Genomic DNA, 24,343 nt, shown 5'->3' with positions numbered 1-24,343 from the left:
GGTGCCGGGTACTGCCTGTGGGGTGGGTACCGGTGGAGCCTTCCCACCCTTTTCGGGTGGGCAATCCGGAACTTTGTTAACTACTCGCGCGTATGTCCACCCACCAGACCGGCCCACTTGTACGGGTGCCCCGGGCCCGTCTCCCCACGCCCGACACCCCCGCCGGCACGTCCCCACCGACGCTCCGGTAACCACTACCGTCGGCAGGGACGACGAGACGTGCGCCGCCGTACGTCTCACCCCGTAACGCGCCCGCCGAGGTGGCATGTGAAGGCGATCCGTCGGTTCACCGTCCGTCCCGTTCTCCCCGAACCCCTCCGGCCGCTGAGCGAGCTGGCGCACAATCTGCGCTGGTCATGGCATGCGGAGACGCGCGATCTCTTCCAGTCCGTGGACCCGGAGGCATGGGCCGGTGCCGGGTGCGACCCGGTGCGGCTGCTGGGCCGGGTGCGGCCCGCGCGACTGGCCGAACTCTCCGGGGACCGGCGCTTCCGGCGCCGTCTGAACGCGGTCGCGGACGATCTGGACGACTATCTGACCGGTGACCGCTGGTATCAGGCGCAGCCCGAGGGACTGCCCCGCGCCGTGGCTTATTTCTCCCCCGAGTTCGGCATCACGGCCGCCCTGCCGCAGTACTCCGGGGGTCTCGGCATCCTCGCGGGCGACCATCTGAAGGCGGCCAGCGATCTCGGCGTCCCCCTCATCGGCGTCGGGCTGCTGTACCGGCACGGGTACTTCCGGCAGACCCTCTCCCGCGACGGCTGGCAGCAGGAGCACTACCCGGTGCTCGACCCCAACGAGCTGCCCCTCACCCCGTTGGCGGAGCCCGACGGGACGCCCGCGCGCGTCTCGCTCGCCCTGCCCGGCGGGCGGGCCCTGCACGCCCGGATCTGGCTGGCGCAGGTCGGCCGGGTGCCGCTGCTGCTGCTCGACTCGGACGTGGAGGAGAACGACCTCGGCGCCCGCTCCGTCACCGACCGGCTCTACGGCGGCGGCAGCGAGCACCGGCTGCTCCAGGAGATGCTGCTGGGCATAGGAGGTGTCCGGGCGGTGCGCGCGTACGGCCGGCTCACCGGGCACCCGGAGCCGGAGGTGTTCCACACCAACGAGGGGCACGCGGGCTTTCTCGGCCTGGAGCGGATCGCCGAACTGTGCGCGCGGGGGCTGGACTTCGACGCCGCGCTCGAATCGGTGCGCGGCGGCACGGTGTTCACCACCCACACCCCGGTCCCCGCCGGTATCGACCGCTTCGAACGGGACCTGATCGCCCGGCACTTCGGCCCGGACGCCGAGCTGCCCGGCATCGAGACGCCCCGGATCCTCGCGCTCGGCATGGAGACGTACCCGGGCGGCGAGCCGAACCTGTTCAACATGGCCGTGATGGGACTGAGACTGGCCCAGCGCGCCAACGGGGTCTCGCTGCTGCACGGACAGGTCAGCCGGGAGATGTTCGCCGGACTGTGGCCGGGGTTCGACACCGAGGAGGTGCCGATCACCTCCGTGACCAACGGGGTGCACGCCCCCACCTGGGTGGCCCCCGAGGTGCTGCGGCTCGGCGCCCGGAAGCTCGGCACCCAGCGGGCCGAGGACGCGCTCGCCGTCGGCGGCTTCGAGCGCTGGGACTCGGTGGCGGACATCCCGGACCAGGAGATCTGGGAGCTGCGCCGCACCCTGCGCGAACAGCTGGTGCTGGAGGTGCGTGAGCGGCTCAGCGCGTCCTGGCGGCAACGCGGGGCGGGGAACGCCGAGTTGGGCTGGATCGACGGGGTGCTCGACCCGGACGTCCTCACCATCGGGTTCGCGCGGCGGGTGCCGTCGTACAAGCGGCTGACGCTGATGCTCCGCGACCAGGGCCGGCTGCGGGAGCTGCTGCTGCATCCCGAGCGGCCGGTGCAGATCGTGGTGGCGGGCAAGGCGCATCCGGCCGACGACAGCGGCAAGCGGCTGGTGCAGGAGCTGGTCCGGTTCGCGGACGACCCCCGGGTGCGGCACCGGATCGTCTTCCTGCCCGACTACGGCATGGCGATGGCGCAGCGGCTCTACCCCGGCTGCGACGTCTGGCTGAACAACCCGCTGCGCCCGCTGGAGGCGTGCGGCACCTCCGGGATGAAGGCGGCGCTGAACGGCTGTCTCAACCTCTCGGTGCGGGACGGCTGGTGGGACGAGTGGTTCCGGCCGGACTTCGGCTGGGCCATCCCGACCGCGGACGGCACCGGCCTTGACGTGGAGCGGCGCGACGACATCGAGGCGGCCGCCCTGTACGACCTGCTGGAGCAGCGGATCGCCCCGCGCTTCTACGAGCGCGGCCGGGGCGGGCTGCCCGACCGCTGGATCCAGATGGTCCGCCAGACCCTCACCCTGCTCGGCCCCAAGGTGCTGGCGGGCCGCATGGTCCGCGAGTACGTCGAGCGGCTGTACGCCCCGGCCGCCCGCTCCCATCGCGCGCTGACCCCGGACACCGCGGGGGAGCTGGCCGGGTGGAAGGCGCGGGTGCGGGGCGCCTGGCACTCGGTGAGCGTCGACCATGTGGAGACGACCGAGACGACGGCCACGGCGGAGCTGGGTACGACGATCGGGCTGCGGGTGCGGGTCGGGCTCGGCGCGCTGACCCCCGACGACGTCGAGGTCCAGGCGGTCTCCGGGCGGGTGGACGCGCAGGACCGCATCACCGACGCCACGATCGTCCCGCTGAAACCGGCCGGGACCCCCGATCTGGAGGGCCACCGTCTCTACGAGGGCCAGCTCTCCCTGGACCGCACTGGCCCGTACGGCTGCACGGTCCGCATCCTCCCCGCCCACCGCCTGCTCGCCTCGACGGCGGAGGTGGGCGTGGTGGCCCTGCCGACGGAGGACGCGGGGCAGGGGGCGGGGGTGCTGCTGCGGTAGCCGACCCGAGGCCCCCGGGTGCGACGGCCGGGGGCCTCGGCGCCGGTTCAGTCCGCGTCGTAGGCCGCGCACATCTTCTTCAGCACGGCCCCGCAGCGCCGCGCGTACGCGTGCTGGAGTCCGCGGGTGGCCGGGCCGCCCGCCCTGGCGTACCACTTGGCCGGTCTGCTGAAGGCGGCGACGGTGAGCCAGACCGTGCCGTCGCCGGTGCGGTCGATCAGGAAGACCTCCTCGCCGCATTCGGGGTGGCTCTCCAGGGTGCCGTAGGCCCAGCCCGCGCGGCGGGGTTCCTCGGCGGTCCATATGATCCGGCAGGGCGCCTTGACCACGCCGGCCAGCGTGACCGTGACGTCCACGCCGGGGGCGGCGCGGTCGGCGGTGGCCTCTATGCCCACGCCGAGCGCGCGGTGCATCTCCCAGGTGAGGACCGCCTCGGCGGCCCGGCTGAAGACCTTGTGGCCCTCGCCGAGACGTGTGCGCACCAGCAGCGGGCGGAACCCGGGCGGGCAGAAGGTCAGGTCGTCGCGGGTCGCTCCGACCGGTTCGTACGTGAAGGGTGCCGAGGACATGGGGCACAAGGGTAGGGCGGCACCCGGAGGAGATCCGCTCCGGGTGCCGCCCTCTTCACATCCCTGCCCTCGTCACCGCCGTACGGGGGTCAGCTGACGTTGACCGCCGACCAGGCCGCCGCCACCGCCTTGTACTCGGCGCTGGAGGAGCCGTACAGGGCGGACGCCGCGGACAGCGTGCCCGTGCGGGCAGACTTGTAGTTGGTGGTCGACGTGAAGTACGTCGTCAGCGCCTTGTACCAGATCTGGAGCGCCTTGTCCCGGCCGATGCCGGTGACCGTGGAGCCGTTGGACGTCGGGGAGTTGTACGACACCCCGTTGATCGTCTTCGCGCCGCTGCCCTCGGACAGCAGGTAGAAGAAGTGGTTGGCGACGCCGGACGAGTAGTGGACGTCCAGGTTGCCGACGGAGGAGGACCAGTAGTCCGCCGAACCGCCGTCCTTGCTGGGCTTGTCCATGTAGCGCAGCGGGGTGCCGTCGCCGTTGATGTCGATCTTCTCGCCGATGAGGTAGTCGCCCTTGTCGGACGCGTTGTTCGCGAAGAACTCCACACCGGTGCCGAAGATGTCCGAGGTGGCCTCGTTCAGACCGCCGGACTCGCCGCTGTAGTTGAGGCCCGCGGTGTTGGAGGTGACACCGTGGCTCATCTCGTGGCCGGCCACGTCCAGCGCGGTGAGCGGGTGGTTGTTGCCCGAGCCGTCGCCGTACGTCATGCAGAAGCAGCTGTCGTCCCAGAACGCGTTCACGTACTGGCTGCCGTAGTGCACCCGGGAGTACGCGCCGACACCGTTGTTCTTGATGCCGCTGCGCCCGAACGTGCTCTTGTAGAAGTCCCAGGTCTCCTGGGCGCCGTAGGCGGCGTCCGCGGCGGCCGTCTGGTCCGTGGTCGAGCTGGAGGCCGCGCCGGTGCCCCAGACGTTGTCCGCGTCGGTGAACAGCGTGCCCTTGCCCGACGTCTTGTGCGCCAGGTTGTAGGTGCTGTGGCCGCCGCGGCTGGCGTCGGTGAGCTGGTACGACGAGCCCGACTGGGTGGTGGTCAGGCTGACCGAGCCCGAGTACAGGGTCTTGCCGGTGCCGGTCGCGTTCTCGATGCCCTGGTACTCGAAGAGCTTCTTGCCCGTGGCCGCGTCGGTGATGACGTGCAGCTGGTTCGGGGTGCCGTCGTCCTGGAGACCGCCGACGACCGTCTCGTAGGCGAGGACGGGGGTGCCGGAACCGGCCCAGATCACCTTGCGGGCGCCGTCCGCGGTGGACTTGGCCGAGCCGAGGGTCTTGGCGGCGGACACGGCCTGCTTCTCGGCCTTGGCCGGGGTGAGCTTCGGCGTGAGCGAGGCGACCTTGATGGTGGCCTTGTTCGCCTTGGTGACGCCCTCGGTCCTGCCGGACTTCGCGGTGTGCACGACCAGGTCGCCGCCGAGGACCGGCAGGCCCGCGTAGGTGCGCTCGTAGCGGGTGTGGACCGTGCCGTCGACGTCCTTGACGACGTCCTTGACGACCAGCTTCTCCTTGGCGCCGAGGCCTATCTGCTGCGCGGTTTCCGGGGCGTCCGCCTGCGCCTGCTTGATCAGCGAGGTGTGGGCGGCGGCGGACAGCGCGGTGGGCGCCGCGGCCAGCGGCTTGGCGGCGGCCGGGGTCTGGGCGGCCGAGGCGCTGGTGGCCAGACCGGCGGAGATGAGCGCTCCGGCGGCGACGGCGGTGGCGATGGCCAGGGTGGTGCGCTGGTGACGCGCGTAGAGGGGGCTCACGCAAGCTCCTTCGTGGGGGAGGCCGGCCAGCGTGGGGTTACTGACCGGGTAGTTCGCTGTGAAGCTGCTGTGCTGCTTGCGGCGTGGAGAGAGAGTGACACCTGGGGCGCGTACATGTCAGGACCCTGAAGTGATGTTGGCTGGAAAGCGACCTCAGGGGAAATGTTGCAGTGGTGTGAACAAGTGGCGCCTGACTGGCTTGTCCACCTCAACTGCCTTGAGTTTCATGAGGTTTGGGAGGCGATTTGCAGGAACGCCACATTCCGTTCTCCTCGGGAAGGCGCCCCATGTGTGGCTTGATGTCGGTCACGGCTGTGCGGTATCCCCGTGCCAGGTCCGCCACAGCGCCGCGTAGGCGCCGCCGGCCGCCACCAACTCGTCATGGGTGCCCAGTTCAGTCAGCCGGCCGTGTTCCATCACCGCCACGCGGTCCGCGTCATGGGCGGTGTGCAGCCGGTGCGCCACGGCGATGACGGTCCGGCCGCGCAGGACGGCGGCGAGGGCGCGTTCGGTGTGCCGGGCGGTCGTCGGGTCGAGGAGGGCGGTCGCCTCGTCCAGGATCAGGGTGTGCGGATCGGCCAGCACGACGCGGGCCAGGGCGAGTTGCTGGGCCTGGGAGCCGTCGGTCGGGTGGCCGCCGGTGCCCAGCCGGGTGCCGAGACCGTCCGGCAGCTCACGCACCCAGGCAGCGGCGCCGACAGCGGTGAGCGCGGCCCACAACTCGGCGTCGGTGGCGGCGGGTTCGGCGATGCGGAGGTTGTCGCGGAGGGTGCCGAGGAAGACGTGGTGCTCCTGGGTGACGAGGACGACCTGGCGGCGCAGCACCTCGGGCGCCAGGTCCGCGACGGGCACCCCGCCGACGGTCACCGCACCGCGGCCGGGCCGGTCGGCGCCCGCGAGGAGCCTGCTCAGGGTGGTCTTGCCGGCGCCGGACGGCCCCACCAGGGCGAGGCGTTCACCGGGGCGGACGGCGAGGTCGACGCCGCGCAGGACCTCGGCGCCGTGGTCGTAGGCGTAGTGCAGACCGCGGACCTCGATCCGGGCGTCGGCAGCGGGGGTGACACCCGCGGTCGTACGGCCGTCCGCCGGGCCGGTGTCCTTCGCCCGGGCCAGCCCCTCCACCCGGGCGAACGACGCGCCGCTGCTCTGGAGTTGCTCCACCCGCATCAGGACCTGGTCCAGCGGATCCACGAACTGCCGCAGATACAGCGCCGCCGCCACCACCGCCCCCACGCCGATCTCGCCCCGCGCGTGCAGCCAGCCGCCGAGCAGCAGCGCGGCCGCCGCCGGGACGGCGTATGTCGTCTCGATGACCGGGAAGAACACCGAGCGCAGGAACAAGGTGTGGAAGCGGGCCCGGCGGGAATGCTCCAGGCTGTCCCGGCTCGCGGCGATCCGCCGCTCGGCGAGTCCGAACGCCTCGACGGTGCGCGCGCCCTCGGCCGTCGCCGCGATGATCTCCGCCACGGCGGAACTCGCCGCGCCCTGGGCGAGGTAGGCGTCCCGGGCGCGCCGCAGATACCAGCGCAGCACCAGCCAGATCGGGGTCAGCGCGAGCAGCGCGATCCCGCCGAGCAGCGGATCGAGCGCGAACACCGCGCCCAGCACGAACAGGCCCTGCACCCCGCTGATGAGCAGCTCGGGACCGGCGTCCCGCAGGGTCGAGCCCACCATCGCCACGTCCGCGGTGCCGCGCGCGGTCAGATCGCCGGTACCGGCCCGCTCCACCACGGCGGAGGGCAGCGCGAGCACGTTCTCGACGTACCCCTCGCGCACCCGGGCGAGGGTCCGCTCGCCGAACCGGTTGCCCGCCCGGCGCGCCCAACGGGCCAGCAGCAGCTGGGCCAGTGCGCACACCAGGATGGACAGGGACAGCCGGTCGACCGCGCCGACCCCGCGGCCGGCCCGCACCTCGTCGACGATCCGGCCGAGCAGCCAGGGCCCGGCGAGCCCGGCCGCCGCGGCGAGCACGTTCAGCAGCAGGGTGCCGGTGAACCCCCACCGGTCGGCGCGCACCAGCCGCACAACGGCCCGTCGTACGCCCGCGCGGTCCGCGACGGGCAGCAGCGTCTCGGCGGCGCTCATGAGGCGGCCCCTTCCTTGTCGATGTCCGCCGCGTCCCGGGCCACCAGCGCCCGGTAGGCGGGCTGTTCGGCCAGCAGCCGGCGGTGCGGCCCGGTCGCGACGACCTTCCCCTCGGCCAGGAACACCACGGTGTCCGCGTGGTCGAGCACCAGCGGGGAGGTACTGGCCACGAGAGTGGTACGGCCGTCCCGGGCCGCCCGCAGCCGCCGGGCCACCGTCGCCTCGGTGTGCGCGTCCAGCGCGGAGGTCGGCTCGACGGCGAGCAGCACCTCGGGGTCGGCCAGCAGGGCGCGCACCAGCCGCAGCCGCTGCCGCTGACCGCCGGACAGGCTGCGGCCCTGCCCGGAAACCGCCGTGTCCAGCCCGTCCGGCAGCCCGTCCACGACATCCTCGGCGGCGGCCGTGTGCACCGCCCGCCGCACGGCGTCGACACCGGCCGGGCGCCGCGCGGCCACGGCCTCCCGCAGCGGCCCGGCGAACAGATCGGCCTCGTTGTCCGCGACGAGGATCCGCCGCCGCACCTCCGTGAGCGGTACGGCGTCCACGCGCACCTCCCCCCAGACGGCGTCGGTCGGCCCGTACCGGCCGAGGCGGTCGATCACGGCGGTGGCGTCGGCGGGCCGGGCGGCGGCCAGCGCGGTCAGCCGGCCCGGCGCCACCCGGGTCCCGGAGCGGGGGTCGCACAGCTCGGCGGGCCGCCCGGGCGCGGGCAGGGTGCCCTCGTCGGGCTCCGGGTCCAGGCGCAGCAGCCGTACGACGCGCCGCGCGGCGACGACGCCCCGGTTGAGTTCGTAGGCCATCTCCACGAAGAAGGCGACGGGGCCGACCAGTACCGCGACATATCCGTACACTGCGACCAACTGGCCGATGCTCAGCTCTCCTTGGGCGGCCATGCGGGCCGCGAGCCAGGTGACGACGGCGAGGAAGAGGGTGGGCAGGCCCACGGCGAGCGCCTGCATCCAGCTGGCCACCGAGGCCACCCGGTACCCCTGTTCGCGCAGCCGCCGCGAGTCCGCGCGGAAGGCGTCCGCGACCAGGCCCTTGCCGCCGAGCCCGCCCAGCACCCGCAGTCCGCCCGCGAGATCACCGATGCGGGCGGTGAGCACGCCCTGCCGCTGCCGGTACTCGCTCTCGACACCCTGGAGTCGCCGGCTGAGGGGCCCGGTGACCAGCGCGATCAGGGGCAGGCCGAGCAGCACGACCAGGGCGAGCGGCGGGGAGACCGAGACCAGCAGCCCGGCCACCACCCCGTAGAACACGATCGAGGCGACACCCGGTCCGACCATGGAGAGCGAGTCCGCGATGGCGTTCACATCGCCGACCCCGACCGTCACCACCTCGCCGGCCTCGGTCCGCCGGGACAGCGCGGCCCCCAGCCGCACCGTCTGCTCCACGACCAGTTTGCTCGTACGGAAACTCGCGTCCATGCGCAGCCGGGTCATCGTCCGGTGCCGCAGAAGGCTCAGCCAGGCGGTCACCGCCCCCACCAGGAACATCGCCGCGCTCCACGCGGCCAGCACCCCGAACCGCCCCGGCACCAGCCCCTCGTCCACGGCCCGCTGCGTCATGTACGGCTGCGCCGCCAGCAGCACCATCCACGCCGTACCCAGCCCGCTCGCCGCCCACGGCCGCGCCCGCTGCCGCGCCACCACCCACCACAGGTACCACCAGCCCCCACGCGTCTGTGCCGTCCCCGGCTCCTCGTACGCGTCGACCATCAAGCCCCCACCCACCGTGCTCCCGACAGAAAGCCCCGACGCTATCGGCGGGCCGCGGCACGGCTCCATCGATTAACGGCGGGGCGGGCGCGGGCGCGGGCTCAGCCCAGGATGCCCCGGTCGTACGCCGCCGCCACCGCGGCCGCGCGGTCCTTGGCGCCCAGCTTGGTGTAGAGGTGGGTGAGGTGGGTCTTGACCGTGGCCTCGCTGATGAACAGTTCGCGGGCGATCTCGCGGTTGGAGGTGCCCCTGGCGACCAGGGTGAGGACCTCGCGTTCGCGGGTGGAGAGCGGCTCGTTGCCGGGGGTGGGGGTGCGCACGGCGCGCACGAGGCGGGAGGCGACGGCGGGGGAGAGGACGGTGCGGCCCTCGGCGGCGGCGCGGACGGCGGTGAACAGCTCGTCGCGCGGGGCGTCCTTGAGGAGGTAGCCGGTGGCGCCCGCCTCGATCGCGGGCAGCGTGTCGGAGTCGGTGTCGTACGTGGTGAGCACCAGGACCTTGGCGCGGGCGCCGCGCCGGGTCAGCTCGCGGATGGCGGCGACCCCCGAGCCGCCCGGCATGCGCAGGTCCATCAGGATCACGTCGGGGTCCAGCTCGGCCGCCCCCGCGACCGCCTCGGGCCCGCTCGCGGCCTCGCCGAGCACCCGGAAGCCGGGCGCCGACTCGAACATGCCGCGCAGACCGTCCCGGACGACCGGGTGGTCGTCGACGATCAGCAGCGTGATGAGGGGTTCAGTGGACATCGCGCACCAACGGTACGCGAGCCGACACCGCGGTGCCGTGCCCCGGTTCCGACTCGACGGCGAAGGTGCCCGCGATCCGCTCGGCGCGCGCCCGCATCCCCGCCAGACCGAAGCCCCCCGCGTGGCTGCGGGCGGGGACGGCGGCCGGGTCGAAGCCGGTGCCGTCGTCGCGGATGTCCAGGATCACCTCCTCGCCCAGATAGGTCAGGGTGACGCCGAGCCGCCTCGCGCGGGCGTGCCGGGCCGCGTTGGACAGCGCCTCCTGGGCGGTCCGCAGCAGCGTCGCCGAGACCTCCTCGTGCAGCGACTCGGCGGTACCGGTGACGGTGAACTCGGCCCGGGCGCCAGTGCGTTCGCCCCAGTCGGCGACCAGCTTCTTCAGCGCCTCCGGCAGCCCGGCGGCGGCCAGTTCGACGGGGGCGAGGTTGTGCACGGAGCGGCGGGCCTCGCCGAGGCTGTGCCGGGCGAGCGAGGAGGCGCGCTCCAGATGGGTGCGGGCGGTGGCCAGGTCCGTCGCGCTGGACACCACCTGGAGCTGGGCGATGATGCCGGTCAGGCCCTGCGCGATCGTGTCGTGGATCTCCGCGGCGAGCCTGCGCCGCTCGTCGGCGACCCCCGCCTCCCGCGCCTGCACCAGCAACTGCGCGTGCAGGGCCGCGTTCTCGTCCAGTGCCTGCTGCAACGCCGCGTTGGTGCGCTCCAGTTCGTCGATGGTGTCCGCCTGGTCCTCGATGCGCCGCTGCTCCTGATCGGCGAACCGGAAGAACAGCCCGACCAGGCCGACGTTGGTGCAGAAGACCGCCGCGAAGATCACCCACATCAGCGGCCCGTGCGGCGGCATCCCGCCGATCTCGCTGCCGGCCATGGTCACCGCGGTCATGAGCAGCCCGAGCGGCATCAGCCGCCGCGCCAGATGCAGGCTTGAGCTGTAGTAGCCGACGGCCGCGTAGATCCCGAAGAACGGGTTCAGCCAGGTCAGCGCGAACGCCATCGCCCAGCGCACGAAGTAGAGGACCGTGGTGACACGGTTCGGCCCCGGTGTGTCCGATGTCACCCGCCCCCACGACAGCTGGAGCAGCAGGGCGGCGACCACCAGCGCCCCGGCCGCCTCCGTCTCGCCCCGCGACATCCCCACCGCATGGGCCGAGGCACCCGCCGTCACCAGGCCCACGGCGAGCAGCGCGTAGGGTCCCCAGCGGTCGAAGGAGGCCCTGCGCTGGGGCCCGGTCGCGTGCGTCATGCACTCAGTGTCCGGCACGGCCGTACTCACTCCCATCGGTGTCCGGCACGGCCGCGCTCACTCCCAGCGGAACCAGCGTGCCGCGCCCGCCGTGAGCAGCACCGCCCACAGCCCGAGCACCCCCAGGTGCTGCCAGCCGGGCCAGTCGCCCGCGGCCGCCTGGTTCAGGGCCTCGGCCGCCGCCCCGAAGGGGGTGCAGCCCACCACCCGGGCCAGCGTGTGCGGCATGTTCTGCACCGGCAGCCACACCCCCGCGCAGAACATCATCGGGAAGAACACCGCCGATCCGATCGCCCCCGCGATCTTCGTGGTCCGCGACAGCGCGGACAGGACGGAGCCGAGGGCGAGCGAGGCCGCCGCCGCGAGCAGCAGCGCCAGCAGATAGCCGCCCGGCTGCTTCGGCAGTCGTACGTCGAACGCCACCCGGCCCACCAGCAGCGCGAGCAGCGCCGAGGCCAGCGCTACCCCGCCCTGCACCGTCATCTGCGCGGTCAGCAGCGCGACCGGCCGCACCGGGGTCGCCGACATCCGGCGCAGGATGCCCCGCTCCCGGTATCCGGTGAGCACCTGCGGCAGCGACTGCGCCCCGCACATCAGCAGCGCGATCAGCACGGCCACCGGCACATAGGCGTCGATGGGCCGCAGCCCGCCCATCGACCGGTCGGCCTGCCGGAACGCGGGGATCGAGCCGAGGATCGCCAGCAGCAGCGTGGGGAACAGGAACATCCAGAACACGGCGGCCGGTTCGCGCCGGAACAGCCGGAACTCGGTACGCAGGACGGCGGTGTTCATGCCGTGGCCTCCTTGGTCAGATCGAGGAACGCGTCGTCCAGGGTGGCGTCCACGACACGGAGCTGATGGGCGGTGACGCGGTGCCGGGCGAGCAGGGTGAGGACCGCGTCGACGGTCTCGTCGGTGCCGGACAGGGTGAGCCGGCCGTTCTGGCGCTCGATCGAGACGAGCGCGGGGAGCGCGGCCAGCTCACGCTCGTCCAGCGGCGCCGACGGGGTGAAGCTGATGACGGTCGCGCCCGCCGAGCGGTGGATCAGCCCGGCCGGGGTGTCCAGGGCGGCCACCCGCCCCTTGTCGATCACCGCGATCCGGTCGCACAGCCGCTGCGCCTCCTCCATGAAGTGGGTGACGAGCAGCACGGTGACCCCGCTCGCGCGGACGTCCTCGATCAGCTGCCAGGTGTCCCGGCGGGCCCGCGGGTCCAGCCCGGTGGTCAGCTCGTCCAGGACCACGATCCGGGGGCCGCCGATCAGCGCCAGCGCGATGAACAGCCGCTGCTGCTGCCCGCCGGACAGCTTCGCGAACCGGGTGCCGAGCTTGTCGGTGAGGCCGAGGCGTTCGGCCAGCGGTCGCCAGTCGGCGGGCCGCGGATAGCAGGCGGCGTACAGCTCCAGCGCCTCCCGGACGGTCAACTTGGCCTGGATCTCGCTCTGTTGCAGCTGGGCACCGAGGATCGAGGCGACCTTCGCGTGGTCGGCGACCGGATCGAGCCCGGCGACCCGGATCCGGCCGCCGTCGGGGACCCGCAGGCCCTCGACGCACTCGACGGTGGTGGTCTTCCCGGCGCCGTTCGGGCCGAGGATCCCGAAGATCTCGCCCTCCTCGACGGCGAAGGAGACGCCGTCCACGACGGACCGGCCGCCGTAGGACTTGCGCAGATCGGTGACTTCGATGACGGATGGCATGCGTCGAGAATCCCGTTCGGGCGGGGTCCGGCACATCGGCCGGCCCGCTCGAAGGCGCATCAGCCGATCGGTTGATGCGGGGGTACGACTCGACGCGTGACCGGGACCGGGGCCGGGGGCGAACCGGCGCGGGACCGGGAGTCGTAGGACCAGCGGCGGAGCGGGGTCCGGCCGAAACTCGGTGGGCGGCGCCGGTGCCGGTCCGTACGCTCGCCTGTGATGCCCACGACACATGCCACCACCCAGGACCGATCCGCCGTCCGCAGCCTGCTGCGGCTGTGGCCCCATGTGCGGCCGGTGCGCGGGCGGCTGCTCACCGCGGCCCTCGTCGCGATCGTCGCCTCGTGCACGGGCCTGGTGATCCCGCTCGTCCTGAAGTGGATGGTGGACGGCCCGGTGGCCGACCGGGACCCGGCGGGGGTCTGGCTCGGCGCGCTGTACCTGCTGCTGCTCGGGATCGCCGAGGCCGCGCTGTTCGGCGTCCGGCGCTGGCTCGTGGCCCGGCCGCTGTCGCGCGTCGAGGCGGGGATGCGGGCCGATCTGTACCGGCATCTCCAGCGGCTGCCCGTCGCCTTCCACGACCGGTGGGCATCCGGTCAGCTGCTGTCGCGGGGCACCACCGATCTGATGCTGCTGCGCATGTTCCTCGCCTTCCCGCTGACGTTCCTGCTGGTCAACGGGGTCACGATCCTGGTCGGCGTGGCCATCATGCTGGCCCAGGACTGGCTGCTCGGGCTTGTCGTACTGGTGCCCGCGCTGCCGGTGCTGTGGACATGCGTGGTCTTCGAGGGCCGGTACGCGCGGGTGGCGCGGCGGGCCCAGGACCAGGTGGGGGACCTGACCACGCTGGTCGAGGAGAGCGTGCTCGGCATCCGCGTCGTCAAGGGCTTCGGCCGCCACCGCAGCCAGGCGCGGGCCTTCGACGCGCTCTGCGCCGACCTGCGCGGCACCGAGCTGCGCAAGGCGCGGCTGCTGGCGACGATCTGGGGCGTCATCGTCACCCTGCCGGAGGTGGCGATCGGGGCGGCGCTGGTGCTGGGCGTGATCCAGGTCGCCGACGGGGACCTCTCGGCGGGCACGCTGGTGGCGTTCCTCAGCACGGCCCTGGCACTGCGCTGGCCCGTGGAGTCGATCGGGTTCCTGCTGGCGATGAGCCAGGAGGCGGCCACCGCCACGGAACGGTACTTCGAGGCGATGGACGAGGCACCGGAGGGGGCGCCGGCCGGGAGCGGGCCACGCGCACCGGCACCCGGGCCGGCCCGGGCACCCGGGCCGACCGTGCTCCAGGACGCCGGGCTCCGCTTCGAGAACGTCCGCTTCCGCTACCCCGACGCCGCCCCCGACTCCCCGCCCCTCCTCCAGCACATCGACCTCCACATCCGCCCCGGCGAGTCCATGGCGCTCGTCGGCGCCACCGGCAGCGGCAAGACCACCCTCACCGCCCTCGTCCCCCGCCTCCACGAGGTCAGCGAGGGCCGGATCACCCTGAACGGCGTCGACATCACCGCCCTGCCCCGCGAGGAACTGCGCGCGAAGGTCGCCGTGGCCTTCGAGGAGCCCACCCTCTTCTCCGCCACCGTCGGCGAGAACGTCCTGATGGGCGCCCCGGACGGCACCGGCGAGGACGACCTCGACCGCGCCCTCGCCATCGCCCAGGCCGAGTTCGCGCACGCCCTCCCGGAGGGCACCGGCACCCGCGTCGGCGAGCAGGGCCTCAGCCTCTCCGGCGGGCAGCGGCAGCGGCTCGCGCTGGCCCGGGCCGTCGTCGGGCGCCCGGAGTTCCTGGTCCTCGACGATCCGCTGTCCGCGCTGGACGTGCACACCGAGGCCGCCGTGGAGGCCGCGCTGCGCCGGGTGCTCGCGGACACCACCGCCCTGATCGTGGCGCACCGCCCCTCCACCGTGCTGCTCGCCGACCGGGTGGCGCTGCTCTCCGGCGGCCGGATCGCGGCCGTGGGCACGCACCAGGAACTGCTCCGCGGCAACGCCGAGTACGCGCACCTCATGTCCGGCGAGGAGGACCCCCGTTGACCGCCCCGAGCCCCGACAACCCGTTCGACCAGGACCTCCTGCCCTCCCCGCCCGGCGCCACCGCCGCCCTGCTGCGCTCACTGCTCGCGCCGATGCGGGCCCGGGTCGCCCTGACCACCGTCCTGCTGCTCCTCCAGCAGGCGGCCGTCCAGGTCGGCCCGCTGCTGGTGGCGTACGCCATCGACCGCGCCGTACCCGCCGTCCGCGACCACCGGTACGGGCCGCTGATCGCGGTGGGCGCCGGCTATCTGGGGTGCGCGCTGCTCTCCGGCGGCCTCCAGATCGCGTTCGTACGGCAGTCCGCGCGGGTCAGCCAGGACGTGCTGCTCGACCTGCGCGGGCGGATCTTCCGGCACGCGCAGGCGCTGAGCATCGACTTCCACGAGCGGTACACCTCCGGGCGGCTGATCTCCCGCTCCACCACCGACGTGGAGTCGCTGCGGGAGCTGATGGAGGACGGGCTCCAGGAACTGGTGACGGTCGTGCTGTCCTTCGTCTACATCTCGGCCCTGCTGCTCTGGCTGGACCTCGGGCTCGGCGCGGTCGCGGTGGGCTCCTTCGTCCCGCTGTACTTCCTGATCCGGCTCTACCAGCGGCGCGCGGGACGGGTGTTCCGGGCGCGGTCCACGGCGATCGCGGCGGTGATCGTGAAGTTCGTGGAGACCATGAACGGCATCCGCCCGGTGCGCGCGTTTCGCCGGGAGGCGGCCAACGACGCCGCGTTCGCCGAGCTGAACCGCGCCCACGAGCGGACCAACGGGGACTCGCTCCTGGAGATGGCCCGCTATGTGGTGGGCTCCCGGCTGGTCGCCAACACGGCGGTCGCGGGCATCGTCCTCTGGGGCGCCTACCGGGTGGCCGACGGCTCCCTTGAGCTGGGCGTGCTGGCCGCGGCGGTGCTGTATCTGCGCCGCCTGTACGACCCGATCGACCGGCTCGGGATGTTCCTGAACTCCTACCAGTCGGCCGCCGCGTCCCTGGAGAAGATCGCCGGGCTGCTCGCCCAGACGCCGTCCGTGCCCGAACCGGTCGCGCCGGGCGAACTGCCGCCGTCCCGAGCCGGGTTCCCGGGCCGCGAGGTGCGGTTCGACGAGGTCAGCTTCGCCTACCGCACCGGCGGCGAGGTGCTGCCCCGCTTCGACCTCACCCTGCCGGCCGGGCAGACGGTGGCCGTGGTCGGCTCCACCGGCGCGGGCAAGTCCACCCTGGCCAAGCTGCTCGCCCGCTTCTACGACCCCACCGAGGGGCGCGTGCTGCTCGACGGGGTGGACCTGCGCGACCTGCCCATGGCCGAACTGCGGCGCGGGGTGGTGATGGTGACGCAGGAGGCGTTCCTGTTCTCCGGCACCGTCGCCGACAACATCGCGATCGGCCGCCCGGACGCCTCCAGGGCGGAGATCGAGCGGGCCGCGAAGGTGATCGGCGCGCACGAGTTCATCAGCACGCTGCCCGACGGCTACGACACCGACGTCCGCAAGCGCGGCGGCCGTATCTCCGCGGGCCAGCGCCAACTGGTCGCGTTCGCCCGCGCGTTGCTCGCCGACCCGGCCGTCCTCATCCTGGACGAGGCCACCAGCTCCCTGGACGTCCCCGGCGAACGGGCCGTGCAGCGCGCCATGTCCACCGTGCTGCGCGGCCGCACCGCCGTGGTCATCGCCCACCGCCTGTCCACGGTCGAGATCGCCGACCGCGTCCTGGTGATGGCCGACGGCCGCGTCATCGAGGACGGCCGTCCCGCCGAACTCATCGCGGGCACCGGCAAGTTCGCCGACCTCCACCAGGCGTGGCAGGACAGCCTCGCCTGAGCGGGGCACCCGTGACCCGGCCGGGCGTCACCCCGGCCGGGCCGGCGGGTCGCCTAGAGGGAACCCACCGAGTAGGTCTCGTAGATCTCCAGGAGATCCTCGTCCTCCGGCACGTCCGTCCGGTCGTACGTCTCCCGGCAGACCAGGGCGGTCAGCCGGACCAGCTCGCGCAGACCCGGGAAGGACGAATCCGTCACGAACCGGGTCCGGTGGCCCTCCGCCCGGCCGGGCAGCCGGGACAGGAACTGCTCCGCCGTGTCGTCGGCCGCCGCCTGCCGGACGTCGCCCCGCACGCAGTGCATGCCCAGCGTCGGCACGGACCGGCACTCCCGCACCAGCCGTCGCCGGGCGTCCGCCGGCAGCTCGAGCCAGGAGGTGAGCCGGGCCGTCCCGCCCAGCGCGGCGGCCGCCCCCCGCTCCGCCGCCTCGGCCCGCTCCCCGCTCACGGCCAGAGTCGTCAACTGACCCGGTGCGGAAGGGATCCAATCGGTGACGCAGATGATCTCGTCGGTTGCTGCCTGACGCACGCCTCGTCCTTGCCTCGTTGAGTTCGAGGCATAGTTGTACACCGTCGGAGTGATCCCGGCGGACCGCCGGGGGCGCACGGCGGCTCTACGGCACCCCCAGTTCGAACAGCGCGTACCCCGCGTACGAACCGGAGGCCAGCGCGGCGAAGGTGAGCACCGTGCACAGCATCGGCGGCGACAACCGGCGCAGGGCCGCGGCCAGCGGGAGGAACAGGGGGAAGCAGGGGAGCAGATAGCGCGAGACATTGGCGAAGATCTGCTGGCTGCCGAGGACCAGGGCCAGGGTGAGGACCGTGTACACGACCAGCACCGCGGGCGGCCGCAGCCGGATCAGCAGCGGCAGCAGCGTGCAGGCGAGCAGCACGACACCGACGCCGATCATGTCCGCGTAGGGGTAGGCGAAGAGATAGTCGCCGAACCGCCCCACCGGTACCGAGCGCAGCACGTCCAGGGTCTGGCTGCCGTAGTCGAAGCGGTGCGCCCACGCGCCCGACTGGAGCTTGAAGTAGCCGCCGAGATCGCCCATCCGGTCGCCGACCCACAGCAGATAGCCGAGCAGCCCGAGCGGGGCCAGCGCCAGCGCGAACAGCGGCCGCCCCACACCGTCCTCGCCCCGGCGCACCGCCAGCAGCGCCGCCACCGCGAGCGCGGCGATCAGCGCGGCGGCCGTGGGCCGGTTGAGCCCCGCCGCGAAGGTGAGCACCCCCGCGGCGAGCCAGCGCCGGGTCAGCACCGCGTAACAGGCCCAGACCGCCAGCGCCACGTAGAGGGAGTCGGAGTAGACCGCCCACTCCACGCCCGAGCCCGGCCACACCGCCCACAGCCCCGCCGCGGCGAACCCCGCGCGGCGGCCGCCGAAGCGTTCCGCCACCGCGTAGACGCCGAGCGCGGCGGCGAAGGACGCGAGGATCGACACCAGCAGCCCGGCGCCGTACGAGCCGAGGCCGGTCACCGCGGAGGTCATCCGGATCAGCGCCGGGTACAGCGGGAAGAACGCCGCCGAGTTGCCCTCCAGCGTGATCATCCCGGTGGCGCCCGGGACGGGGACGAGCTTCGGGTCGTAGCCGTGCAGCGCGATCTGCTGGTACCACCAGCCGTCCCAGGTCGCCAACACGTCCCAGGCGTGCGCCCCGCCGCCGAAGCGGGGGTCCTTGCCCCGGTAGTCACCGGCGGCGGACAGCAGATACATGAAGGAGCAGAAGCCGACCAGCTTCAGCGCGCCGAACACGGCGAGCACCGGGCCGTGCCGGCGGGCGGCCGCGCGCAGGCGGGAGTCGGGCGCGAGGGCCGGGGCGAGGGGCCGCGGCAGGGTGGCGGTCACGCGGTCGTACGGGGACGGCGGGCGCGCGTGCCCGTGGCGGCCAGGGTGCGCCGCATCCGGGCGATCCCGCGCAGGTCGGCCAGCGCGGTGGCGAGGATGTCGACGCTGCTGTCGGGGTCGTCCACCCAGTCCACCGGCACCTCGTGGATCCTGAGCCCGGCCCGCTCGGCGAGCACCAGCAACTCGGTGTCGAAGAACCACTCCTCGTCCCGCACCAGCGGCAGCAGCCGCTCGGCGGCCTCGCGGCGCACCGCCTTGAACCCGCACTGCGCGTCCGAGAAGCCGACGGCCAGCGCCCAGTGCAGCAGCGTGTTGTAGCAGCGCGAGATCACCTCGCGCTTGGGCCCGCGCACCACCCGGGAGCCGGACGCGAGCCGGGTGCCGATGGCCAGGTCGGAGTGGCCGGATATCAGCGGCGCCACGAGCGGCAGCAGCGCCGCGAGCCCGGTGGACAGATCGACGTCCAGATACGCCAGCACCGGCGCCCGGGACCCCGACCAGGCCGCCCGCAGCGCCCGGCCGCGGCCCTTCACCGGCAGCCGCAGCGAGGTCACCTCGGCCAGGTCCAGGGCGAGTCGGGCCGCGATGCGCGCGGTGCCGTCGGTGCTCGCGTTGTCGGCGATCGTGATCCGGAAGGGGTAGGGGAACGTGTCCCGCAGATGCGTGTGCAGCCGCCGGACGTTCGGCTCCAGGTCCTTCTCCTCGTTGAACACCGGTACGACCAGGTCCAGTACGGGCTCGTCGTGGTGGGTGGGCAGCGGGGCGCGCCGGGGCGCGGGGACTTGGGCGGGCGCGGTCGCCCGGCCCGGTCGGATGCTGATCACGAGGTTCCCCGTTCGCTGGGCTCGGTGGTGGTCGTGGTGGTCGAGGTGGTCGAGGTGGTCGCGGTGGGCGGCGGGTACGACGTGGTCGGCGTCGTACGGGGAGCGTCGGGCGGGTACGACGTGCTCGCCGCCGTACCGGGTGCGCCGGGCGGCGCCGAACTCGACGAGCTGGGATACGAGTTCGGAGTCGACGTGGGAGGGAGGGTCGCCGACGTGCTCGGCGCCGTGCGCGGTGTCGTGCTCGGCGACACCGTCGGCGAGGGCGCCGGACTGGTGCTGGGCCGGGGCCCCGGCGTGCCGGGCAGCACCTGGGTGTTCTGGTGCGGCCACAGGAACAGCCCGAGGCCGAGCCCCGCGACCACCGCCGCGGAACCGGCCGCCCGGTACGCCGCGCGCACCCTGCGCCGGGTGCGCACCCCCGCCCGCAGCCGCTCCCGGTGCCGCGGCTCGAACGGCGCGGGCTCCAGCGTCCCGTGCATCAGCCGCGTCAGCCGCTGTTCGAAAGCGTCGGCCCCCTCGGCCGCACCGGCCCCGTCGAGGCCGGTCTCGTCCACGTGATTCCCGAGCTTCATCACTCACCCCACCGGCTCGACGACGTCCGACAGCAGCTGCCGCAGCCGGGCCACCCCGCGCGCGGCATGGGACCGTGCGGTACCGACCGGGCAGCCGAGGGTCTCGGCCACCTGCCGGTCGGGCAGGTCCTGGTAGTAGCGCAGGACCACGGCCGCCCGCTGGCGCGGTGTCAGCCGCGCGAGCGCGGCCTCCAGCCGGGAGCGTTCGGCCACGGTCGCCGACAGATCGCCGCCGGCCGCCACCTCGGGCAGCTCCTCCACGGGCCGCTCGCCCCACCAGCGCCGCCGCGCCGACCGGGCCGCCGCCCGCGCCAGCACCGTGCGCACATACGCCTCCGGCGCCTCGTCGGCCACCTTCGGCCAGGCGAACCACAGCTTGACCAAGGACTCCTGCAACAGGTCCTCGGCCCGATGCCGATCGCCCCCGGTGAGCAGACGGGCCAGATGGACGAGGACCGACCAGCGGGCCGCCACGAACGCGTCGTACTCACCGGCCCGAGCCTGCTCCATTCCCACGGTCCCCGTTCTCGCCGGCGCTCTTCACAAGGGGAAAGGCCCTGGACCCCCTCGGACGCTGCACCCGCGGCACGTGATCCGCGTCACGTACAGCCGCCGCACAGGTTCGGCCCGGCGCCCGGACCCGGACGGGAAGCCGGACTCGGCGCGACCCCGGACTCAGCCGGTCCCCGGCCCCCGAAGGACCCGCAGCAGCAGCACCGACCGCCCCGGCACGGTGAGTTCCGCGCCCGCCGGGTGCGCGGTGCCGTCCGGCGCCGACTGGTCCTCGCGGGAGGTGTCCACCACCACCTCGTACCCCTCGGCCCACGGCGGGCCCGGCAGCACGAAGCCGGTCGGCTCCGCGCCCGCGTGCAGCACGGCGAGGAAGCTGTCGTCCACCACCTGCGCGCCCCGCTCGTCGCGGCCCGGGATGTCCCGCCCGGACAGATACATGCCGAGCGTGGCCGCGGGCGCGTACCAGTCGCCCTCGGTCATCTCCGCGCCCCGCGCCGTGAACCAGGCCAGGTCCCGCAGCCCGTCCGGGGCCTGCGCCCGCCCGGCGAAGAAGGCGCGCCGGCGCAGCACCGGATGCCGGTGGCGCAGCGCGATCAGCCGGGAGGTGAGGGCGAACAGCGCCCGCCAGCCCGGCTCGTCGAGGAGCGACCAGTCGAGCCAGCCGGTCGCGTTGTCCTGGCAGTACGCGTTGTTGTTGCCGCCCTGGGTGCGCCCGAACTCGTCACCGGCCACCAGCATGGGCACGCCGGTGGACAGCAGCAGGGTGGTGAGCAGATTGCGCAGCTGGCGGCGGCGCACGGCCCGCACCTCCGCGTCCGCCGTCTCGCCCTCCGCGCCGCAGTTCCAGGACCGGTTGTCGTCGGTGCCGTCCCGGTTGTCCTCGCCGTTGTCCTCGTTGTGCTTGCGCTCGTACGACACCAGGTCGCGCAGCGTGAAACCGTCGTGCGCGGTGACGAAGTTGACCGAGGCGTACGGGCGGCGCCCGCCCCAGGCGTACAGGTCGCTGGAGCCGGACAGCCGGTAGCCCATCTCGCGCACATCGGGCAGCGCGTGCCGCCAGAAGTCGCGTACGGCGTCCCGGTAGCGGTCGTTCCACTCGGCCCACAGCGGCGGGAAGGCGCCCACCTGGTAGCCGCCCGAGCCGATGTCCCAGGGCTCGGCGATCAGCTTGACCCGGCGCAGCACCGGGTCCTGGGCGATCACCGCGAGAAAGGGCGAGAGCATGTCCACGTCGTGCATCGAGCGGGCGAGCGCCGCCGCGAGGTCGAAGCGGAACCCGTCCACGCCCATCTCGGTCACCCAGTAGCGCAGCGAGTCGGTGATCAGCCGCAGCACCTGGGGCCGCACCACGTGCAGGGTGTTGCCGCAGCCGGTGTAGTCGGCGTAGCGGCGGGCGTCGTCCTGGAGCCGGTAGTAGGCGCGGTTGTCGATGCCCTTCAGGGACAGCGTCGGCCCCAGCTCTCCGGCCTCCGCGGTGTGGTTGTAGACCACGTCGAGGATGACCTCGATGCCGGCCGCGTGCAGCGCGCGCACCATCCGCTTGAACTCGCCGACCTGCTGCCCGGCCGTACCGGAGGCGGCGTAGGCGGCGTGCGGGGCGAAGTAGCCGACCGAGTTGTAGCCCCAGTAGTTGGCGAGGCCCCGGCGCAGCAGGTGGTCCTCGTGCGCGAACTGGTGGACGGGCAGCAGCTCCACGGCCGTCACGCCCAGCTCCACCAGGTGCTCGATCGCGGCCGGGTGGGCGAGCCCGGCGTAGGTGCCGCGCAGCTCTTCGGGGATGCCGGGGTGCAGCTTGGTGAAGCCGCGTACGTGCAGCTCGTAGATGACCGAGTCCGCCCAGGGCGTCTTGGGGCGGCGGTCGTCGGACCAGTCGTCGTCATCGTGGACGACGACACCCTTCGGGACGTACGGCGCCGAGTCCCGCTCGTCGCGCACCGTGTCGGCGGCATGCTGCTCCGGCCAGTCCCGCACATGGCCGTACACCTCGGCCGGCAGGGTGAACTCGCCGTCCACCGCGCGCGCGTACGGATCGAGGAGCAGCTTCGCGGGGTTCCAGCGGGCGCCGGTCCACGGGTCCCAGCGGCCGTCCACCCGGTAGCCGTAGCGCTGTCCGGGCCCCACGCCCGGCACGAAGCCGTGCCAGATCTCGTGCGTCAGCTCGGTCAGCGGGACCCGGGTCTCCCGGCCGTCCGCGTCGAACAGGCACAGCCGGACCGCCCGCGCCCCGGCCGCCCACAGCGCGAAGTTGGTGCCCGCCACCCCGTCCGGGCCGACCCGGAACCGGGCCCCCAGCGGCGTCGGCGCGCCCGGCCACACCGGCGGCCCGGGCACCGGGGAGATCCGGGCGCCGTTCGTCGAGGGCGCCGCGGCCCGCCCTCCGGCCGGTGCCCGCTGCTCGGCTGCGCTCGTCACCTGTCGGCCCCTCTTCCAGTGGCTCGGCCCGGGAGCGGCGCAGCCCGCCGCGCCGGGTCGCCGGGCGGGCCCGAAGGCACCCGGACGGACCCGGTACGGCACGGCGCCCCGGGCCGCCGGCGGACCCGGCCACCCGGTGCGGCCGCGCCCCTCGGCTCCGGTACGGGCGCGGCGATCGGCTCCCCGACGTGTCGTCCTTCCCACAGTTCTGCCCACCGCATGGCTCGCACTCACGTTTCCCCGGAGCGTGCCCGGTCGTTGAGCAGCGCGTGAGGCACGTACATGGGCGCGCACGGCGCGCGGGGGCCGCACTGGCGGCCGTACTGACATGGGCCGGACTGCTGGCCGGATGCTCCGCGGGCGGCTCGGGCCCGCTGGGCCTGGGCGGCAGACCCGGCGGAACCTCGGCACCCCGGGACGCCATCCGGGTGACCCCGAACGACGGCGGCACGGCCGTCCCGCAGAGCCGGCGGCTGCGGGTGCGGGTGCCCGACGGCCGCCTGGAGAAGGTGAAGGTCGTCAAGGAACAGGACGCGCGGGCCACCCCGGTCCCCGGGCACCTCAGCGCCGACGGGCTGACCTGGGCGCCGGACGACGACAAGCTGGCGCTCGCCGCCAGGTACACCGTGGACGCGGTGGCGCTGGACTCGGGCGGGCGCCGCTCGGCCCGGCACGCGTCCTTCACCACCTACGTCCCCGGCAAACGCTTCATCGCCTACGCCACCCCGGAGAACCGCTCCCTGGTCGGCACCGGGGAGATCGTCTCCCTGGCCTTCAGCACGGACATCGTGAACAAGGCCGCGGTCGAGCGCGCGGTGCGGGTCACGGCGCGGCCCGCGGTGGAGATCCGCCCCCACTGGTTCGGCAAGAACCGGCTCGACTTCCGCCCGGAGCGGTACTGGAAGCCGGGCACCAAGGTCACCGTCGACCTCGGGCTGCGGGACGTCGAGGCCGCCAAGGGCGTCTACGGGCTCCAGTCCAAGTCGTTCTCCTTCACCATCGGGCGCAGCCAGACCTCCCTGGTCGACGCGGCGGCGCACACCATGGAGGTGCGGCGCGACGGCCGGCTGCTGGCCACCGTCCCGATCACCGCGGGCGCCCCGGCGAACCCCACCTACAACGGCAAGATGGTGGTGATGGAGATGCTGGAGGAGACCCGGATGAACAGTCAGACGGTCGGCTTCGGCGGTGAGTACGACATCCCGGACGTCCCGCACGCCATGCGGCTCACCGACTCCGGCACCTTCCTGCACGGCAACTACTGGGACCCGACCGCCCCCGGCGTGGCCAACGTCAGCCATGGCTGTGTGGGCCTCAGGGACGTCCAGGGCGGCAGTTCGGACACCCCCGCCGGATGGTTCTTCGACCGCAGCCTCATCGGTGACGTGGTGGAGATCGTCAACAGCCAGGACAAGACCGTCGACCCCGGCAACGGGTTCGGTGGGTGGAACCTGACGTGGGGCGCATGGAAGGCGGGCACCGCGGTGAAATAACCACGTGGGAGGCCACGAAGCGGTGCGCGGGGGGCCGGTGCGGGTGCCGGGCGGAAGTTGCGACGGAACGGTGACATTCGCCTGACACCCCGCTCAAATCCGGGCAGTTAATATTCGCGCACCAACTGTGGTGGGGAGCGGGCCGAGCAGGCCCTGCGAGGG

At 73.4% G+C, this 24,343-nt stretch carries 17 protein-coding genes and 1 pseudogene; 5 read left to right on the top strand and 13 right to left on the bottom strand.

Features of this window, described 5'->3' with window-relative positions; translation table 11 throughout:
• The first annotated feature begins 267 nt into the window (after nt 1-267).
• Nucleotides 268-2,886, top strand: coding sequence for an alpha-glucan family phosphorylase (gene glgP, locus ACLF5H_RS03025; RefSeq protein ID WP_421674526.1), 2,619 nt, complete (start codon nt 268-270; stop codon nt 2,884-2,886).
• A 47-nt stretch (nt 2,887-2,933) separates the two neighbouring features.
• On the opposite strand, the gene ACLF5H_RS03020 is transcribed toward glgP, so the two are convergent.
• From ACLF5H_RS03020 to ACLF5H_RS02985, 8 genes are all read right to left on the bottom strand, one after another.
• Nucleotides 2,934-3,455, bottom strand: coding sequence for a DUF1990 domain-containing protein (locus tag ACLF5H_RS03020; protein WP_421674525.1), 522 nt, complete (start codon nt 3,453-3,455; stop codon nt 2,934-2,936).
• An 89-nt stretch (nt 3,456-3,544) separates the two neighbouring features.
• Nucleotides 3,545-5,200 carry a M4 family metallopeptidase gene (locus tag ACLF5H_RS03015; protein WP_421674524.1) on the bottom strand — a complete coding sequence of 552 codons (1,656 nt, stop codon included), beginning with the start codon at nt 5,198-5,200 and terminating at the stop codon, nt 3,545-3,547.
• Between the two features lie 306 nt (nt 5,201-5,506).
• On the bottom strand, nt 5,507-7,285 hold the full coding sequence (locus tag ACLF5H_RS03010; RefSeq protein ID WP_421674523.1) for an ABC transporter ATP-binding protein: 1,779 nt from the start codon (nt 7,283-7,285) through the stop codon (nt 5,507-5,509).
• Nucleotides 7,282-9,003 (bottom strand): ABC transporter ATP-binding protein, encoded by a 1,722-nt coding sequence (locus tag ACLF5H_RS03005; protein WP_421674522.1) that lies wholly within the window; start codon nt 9,001-9,003, stop codon nt 7,282-7,284. The genes ACLF5H_RS03010 and ACLF5H_RS03005 overlap by 4 nt, the downstream gene beginning before the upstream one ends.
• Nucleotides 9,004-9,104: 101 nt before the next feature.
• Nucleotides 9,105-9,746: a response regulator gene (locus ACLF5H_RS03000; protein ID WP_421674521.1), complete on the bottom strand. Its 642-nt coding sequence runs from the start codon at nt 9,744-9,746 to the stop codon at nt 9,105-9,107.
• Nucleotides 9,736-10,986 (bottom strand): sensor histidine kinase, encoded by a 1,251-nt coding sequence (locus tag ACLF5H_RS02995; RefSeq protein WP_421674520.1) that lies wholly within the window; start codon nt 10,984-10,986, stop codon nt 9,736-9,738. The genes ACLF5H_RS03000 and ACLF5H_RS02995 overlap by 11 nt, the downstream gene beginning before the upstream one ends.
• A 57-nt stretch (nt 10,987-11,043) precedes the next feature.
• Nucleotides 11,044-11,778, bottom strand: a complete 735-nt coding sequence (locus tag ACLF5H_RS02990; protein ID WP_421674519.1) for an ABC transporter permease — start codon at nt 11,776-11,778, stop codon at nt 11,044-11,046.
• Nucleotides 11,775-12,683 (bottom strand): ABC transporter ATP-binding protein, encoded by a 909-nt coding sequence (locus ACLF5H_RS02985; protein ID WP_421674518.1) that lies wholly within the window; start codon nt 12,681-12,683, stop codon nt 11,775-11,777. The genes ACLF5H_RS02990 and ACLF5H_RS02985 overlap by 4 nt, the downstream gene beginning before the upstream one ends.
• Before the next feature lie 219 nt (nt 12,684-12,902).
• Between ACLF5H_RS02985 and ACLF5H_RS02980 the strand changes: the two genes are divergently transcribed.
• Complete coding sequence (locus ACLF5H_RS02980) at nt 12,903-14,714, top strand: ABC transporter ATP-binding protein (RefSeq protein ID WP_421674517.1); 1,812 nt, start codon at nt 12,903-12,905, stop codon at nt 14,712-14,714.
• The gene (locus ACLF5H_RS02975; RefSeq protein ID WP_421674516.1) at nt 14,711-16,519 is read left to right on the top strand and encodes an ABC transporter ATP-binding protein; all 1,809 of its coding nucleotides are present in this window, start codon (nt 14,711-14,713) and stop codon (nt 16,517-16,519) included. Before ACLF5H_RS02980 ends, ACLF5H_RS02975 begins: the two co-directional genes overlap by 4 nt.
• Nucleotides 16,520-16,572: 53 nt before the next feature.
• Here ACLF5H_RS02975 and ACLF5H_RS02970 read toward each other — a convergent pair whose 3' ends face one another.
• The 3 genes and pseudogenes from ACLF5H_RS02970 to ACLF5H_RS02960 form a co-directional block, all read right to left on the bottom strand.
• A complete protein-coding gene (locus ACLF5H_RS02970; protein ID WP_421674515.1) occupies nt 16,573-17,046 on the bottom strand; it encodes a hypothetical protein in 474 nt (157 codons plus the stop codon).
• An 85-nt stretch (nt 17,047-17,131) separates the two neighbouring features.
• Nucleotides 17,132-18,367 (bottom strand): hypothetical protein, encoded by a 1,236-nt coding sequence (locus ACLF5H_RS02965; protein WP_421674514.1) that lies wholly within the window; start codon nt 18,365-18,367, stop codon nt 17,132-17,134.
• Nucleotides 18,368-18,405: 38 nt separating this feature from the next.
• Nucleotides 18,406-19,125, bottom strand: a pseudogene (locus ACLF5H_RS02960) (dolichyl-phosphate beta-glucosyltransferase); the annotation flags it as partial.
• Nucleotides 19,126-19,215: 90 nt separating this feature from the next.
• Here ACLF5H_RS02960 and ACLF5H_RS02955 point away from each other — a divergent pair.
• Complete coding sequence (locus ACLF5H_RS02955; RefSeq protein WP_421674513.1) at nt 19,216-19,749, top strand: hypothetical protein; 534 nt, start codon at nt 19,216-19,218, stop codon at nt 19,747-19,749.
• A 17-nt stretch (nt 19,750-19,766) separates the two neighbouring features.
• On the opposite strand, the gene ACLF5H_RS02950 is transcribed toward ACLF5H_RS02955, so the two are convergent.
• On the bottom strand, nt 19,767-20,273 hold the full coding sequence (locus ACLF5H_RS02950) for a SigE family RNA polymerase sigma factor (protein ID WP_037657162.1): 507 nt from the start codon (nt 20,271-20,273) through the stop codon (nt 19,767-19,769).
• A 165-nt stretch (nt 20,274-20,438) separates the two neighbouring features.
• Complete coding sequence (gene glgX, locus ACLF5H_RS02945; protein ID WP_421674512.1) at nt 20,439-22,688, bottom strand: glycogen debranching protein GlgX; 2,250 nt, start codon at nt 22,686-22,688, stop codon at nt 20,439-20,441.
• Between the two features lie 269 nt (nt 22,689-22,957).
• Between glgX and ACLF5H_RS02940 the strand changes: the two genes are divergently transcribed.
• Nucleotides 22,958-24,181, top strand: a complete 1,224-nt coding sequence (locus ACLF5H_RS02940; protein WP_421674511.1) for an Ig-like domain-containing protein — start codon at nt 22,958-22,960, stop codon at nt 24,179-24,181.
• The last annotated feature ends 162 nt before the right edge of the window (nt 24,182-24,343 follow it).

Origin of the sequence: Streptomyces sp. LaBMicrA B280, assembly GCF_049222185.1 — a bacterium.
Lineage (GTDB): Bacteria > Actinomycetota > Actinomycetes > Streptomycetales > Streptomycetaceae > Streptomyces > Streptomyces murinus.
The sequence above is the reverse complement of the archived record's forward strand: the minus strand, read 5'-3'. Positions and strand labels throughout refer to the sequence as shown.

Coding starts and splice junctions, on each gene's coding strand:
- ACLF5H_RS03020 (WP_421674525.1), bottom strand. CDS start 3,455: ATGTCCTCGGCACCCTTCACGTACGAACCGGTCGGAGCGACCCGCGAC.
- ACLF5H_RS03010 (WP_421674523.1), bottom strand. CDS start 7,285: ATGAGCGCCGCCGAGACGCTGCTGCCCGTCGCGGACCGCGCGGGCGTA.
- ACLF5H_RS03005 (WP_421674522.1), bottom strand. CDS start 9,003: ATGGTCGACGCGTACGAGGAGCCGGGGACGGCACAGACGCGTGGGGGC.
- ACLF5H_RS03000 (WP_421674521.1), bottom strand. CDS start 9,746: ATGTCCACTGAACCCCTCATCACGCTGCTGATCGTCGACGACCACCCG.
- ACLF5H_RS02995 (WP_421674520.1), bottom strand. CDS start 10,986: ATGACGCACGCGACCGGGCCCCAGCGCAGGGCCTCCTTCGACCGCTGG.
- ACLF5H_RS02990 (WP_421674519.1), bottom strand. CDS start 11,778: ATGAACACCGCCGTCCTGCGTACCGAGTTCCGGCTGTTCCGGCGCGAA.
- ACLF5H_RS02985 (WP_421674518.1), bottom strand. CDS start 12,683: ATGCCATCCGTCATCGAAGTCACCGATCTGCGCAAGTCCTACGGCGGC.
- ACLF5H_RS02980 (WP_421674517.1), top strand. CDS start 12,903: ATGCCCACGACACATGCCACCACCCAGGACCGATCCGCCGTCCGCAGC.
- ACLF5H_RS02950 (WP_037657162.1), bottom strand. CDS start 20,273: ATGGAGCAGGCTCGGGCCGGTGAGTACGACGCGTTCGTGGCGGCCCGC.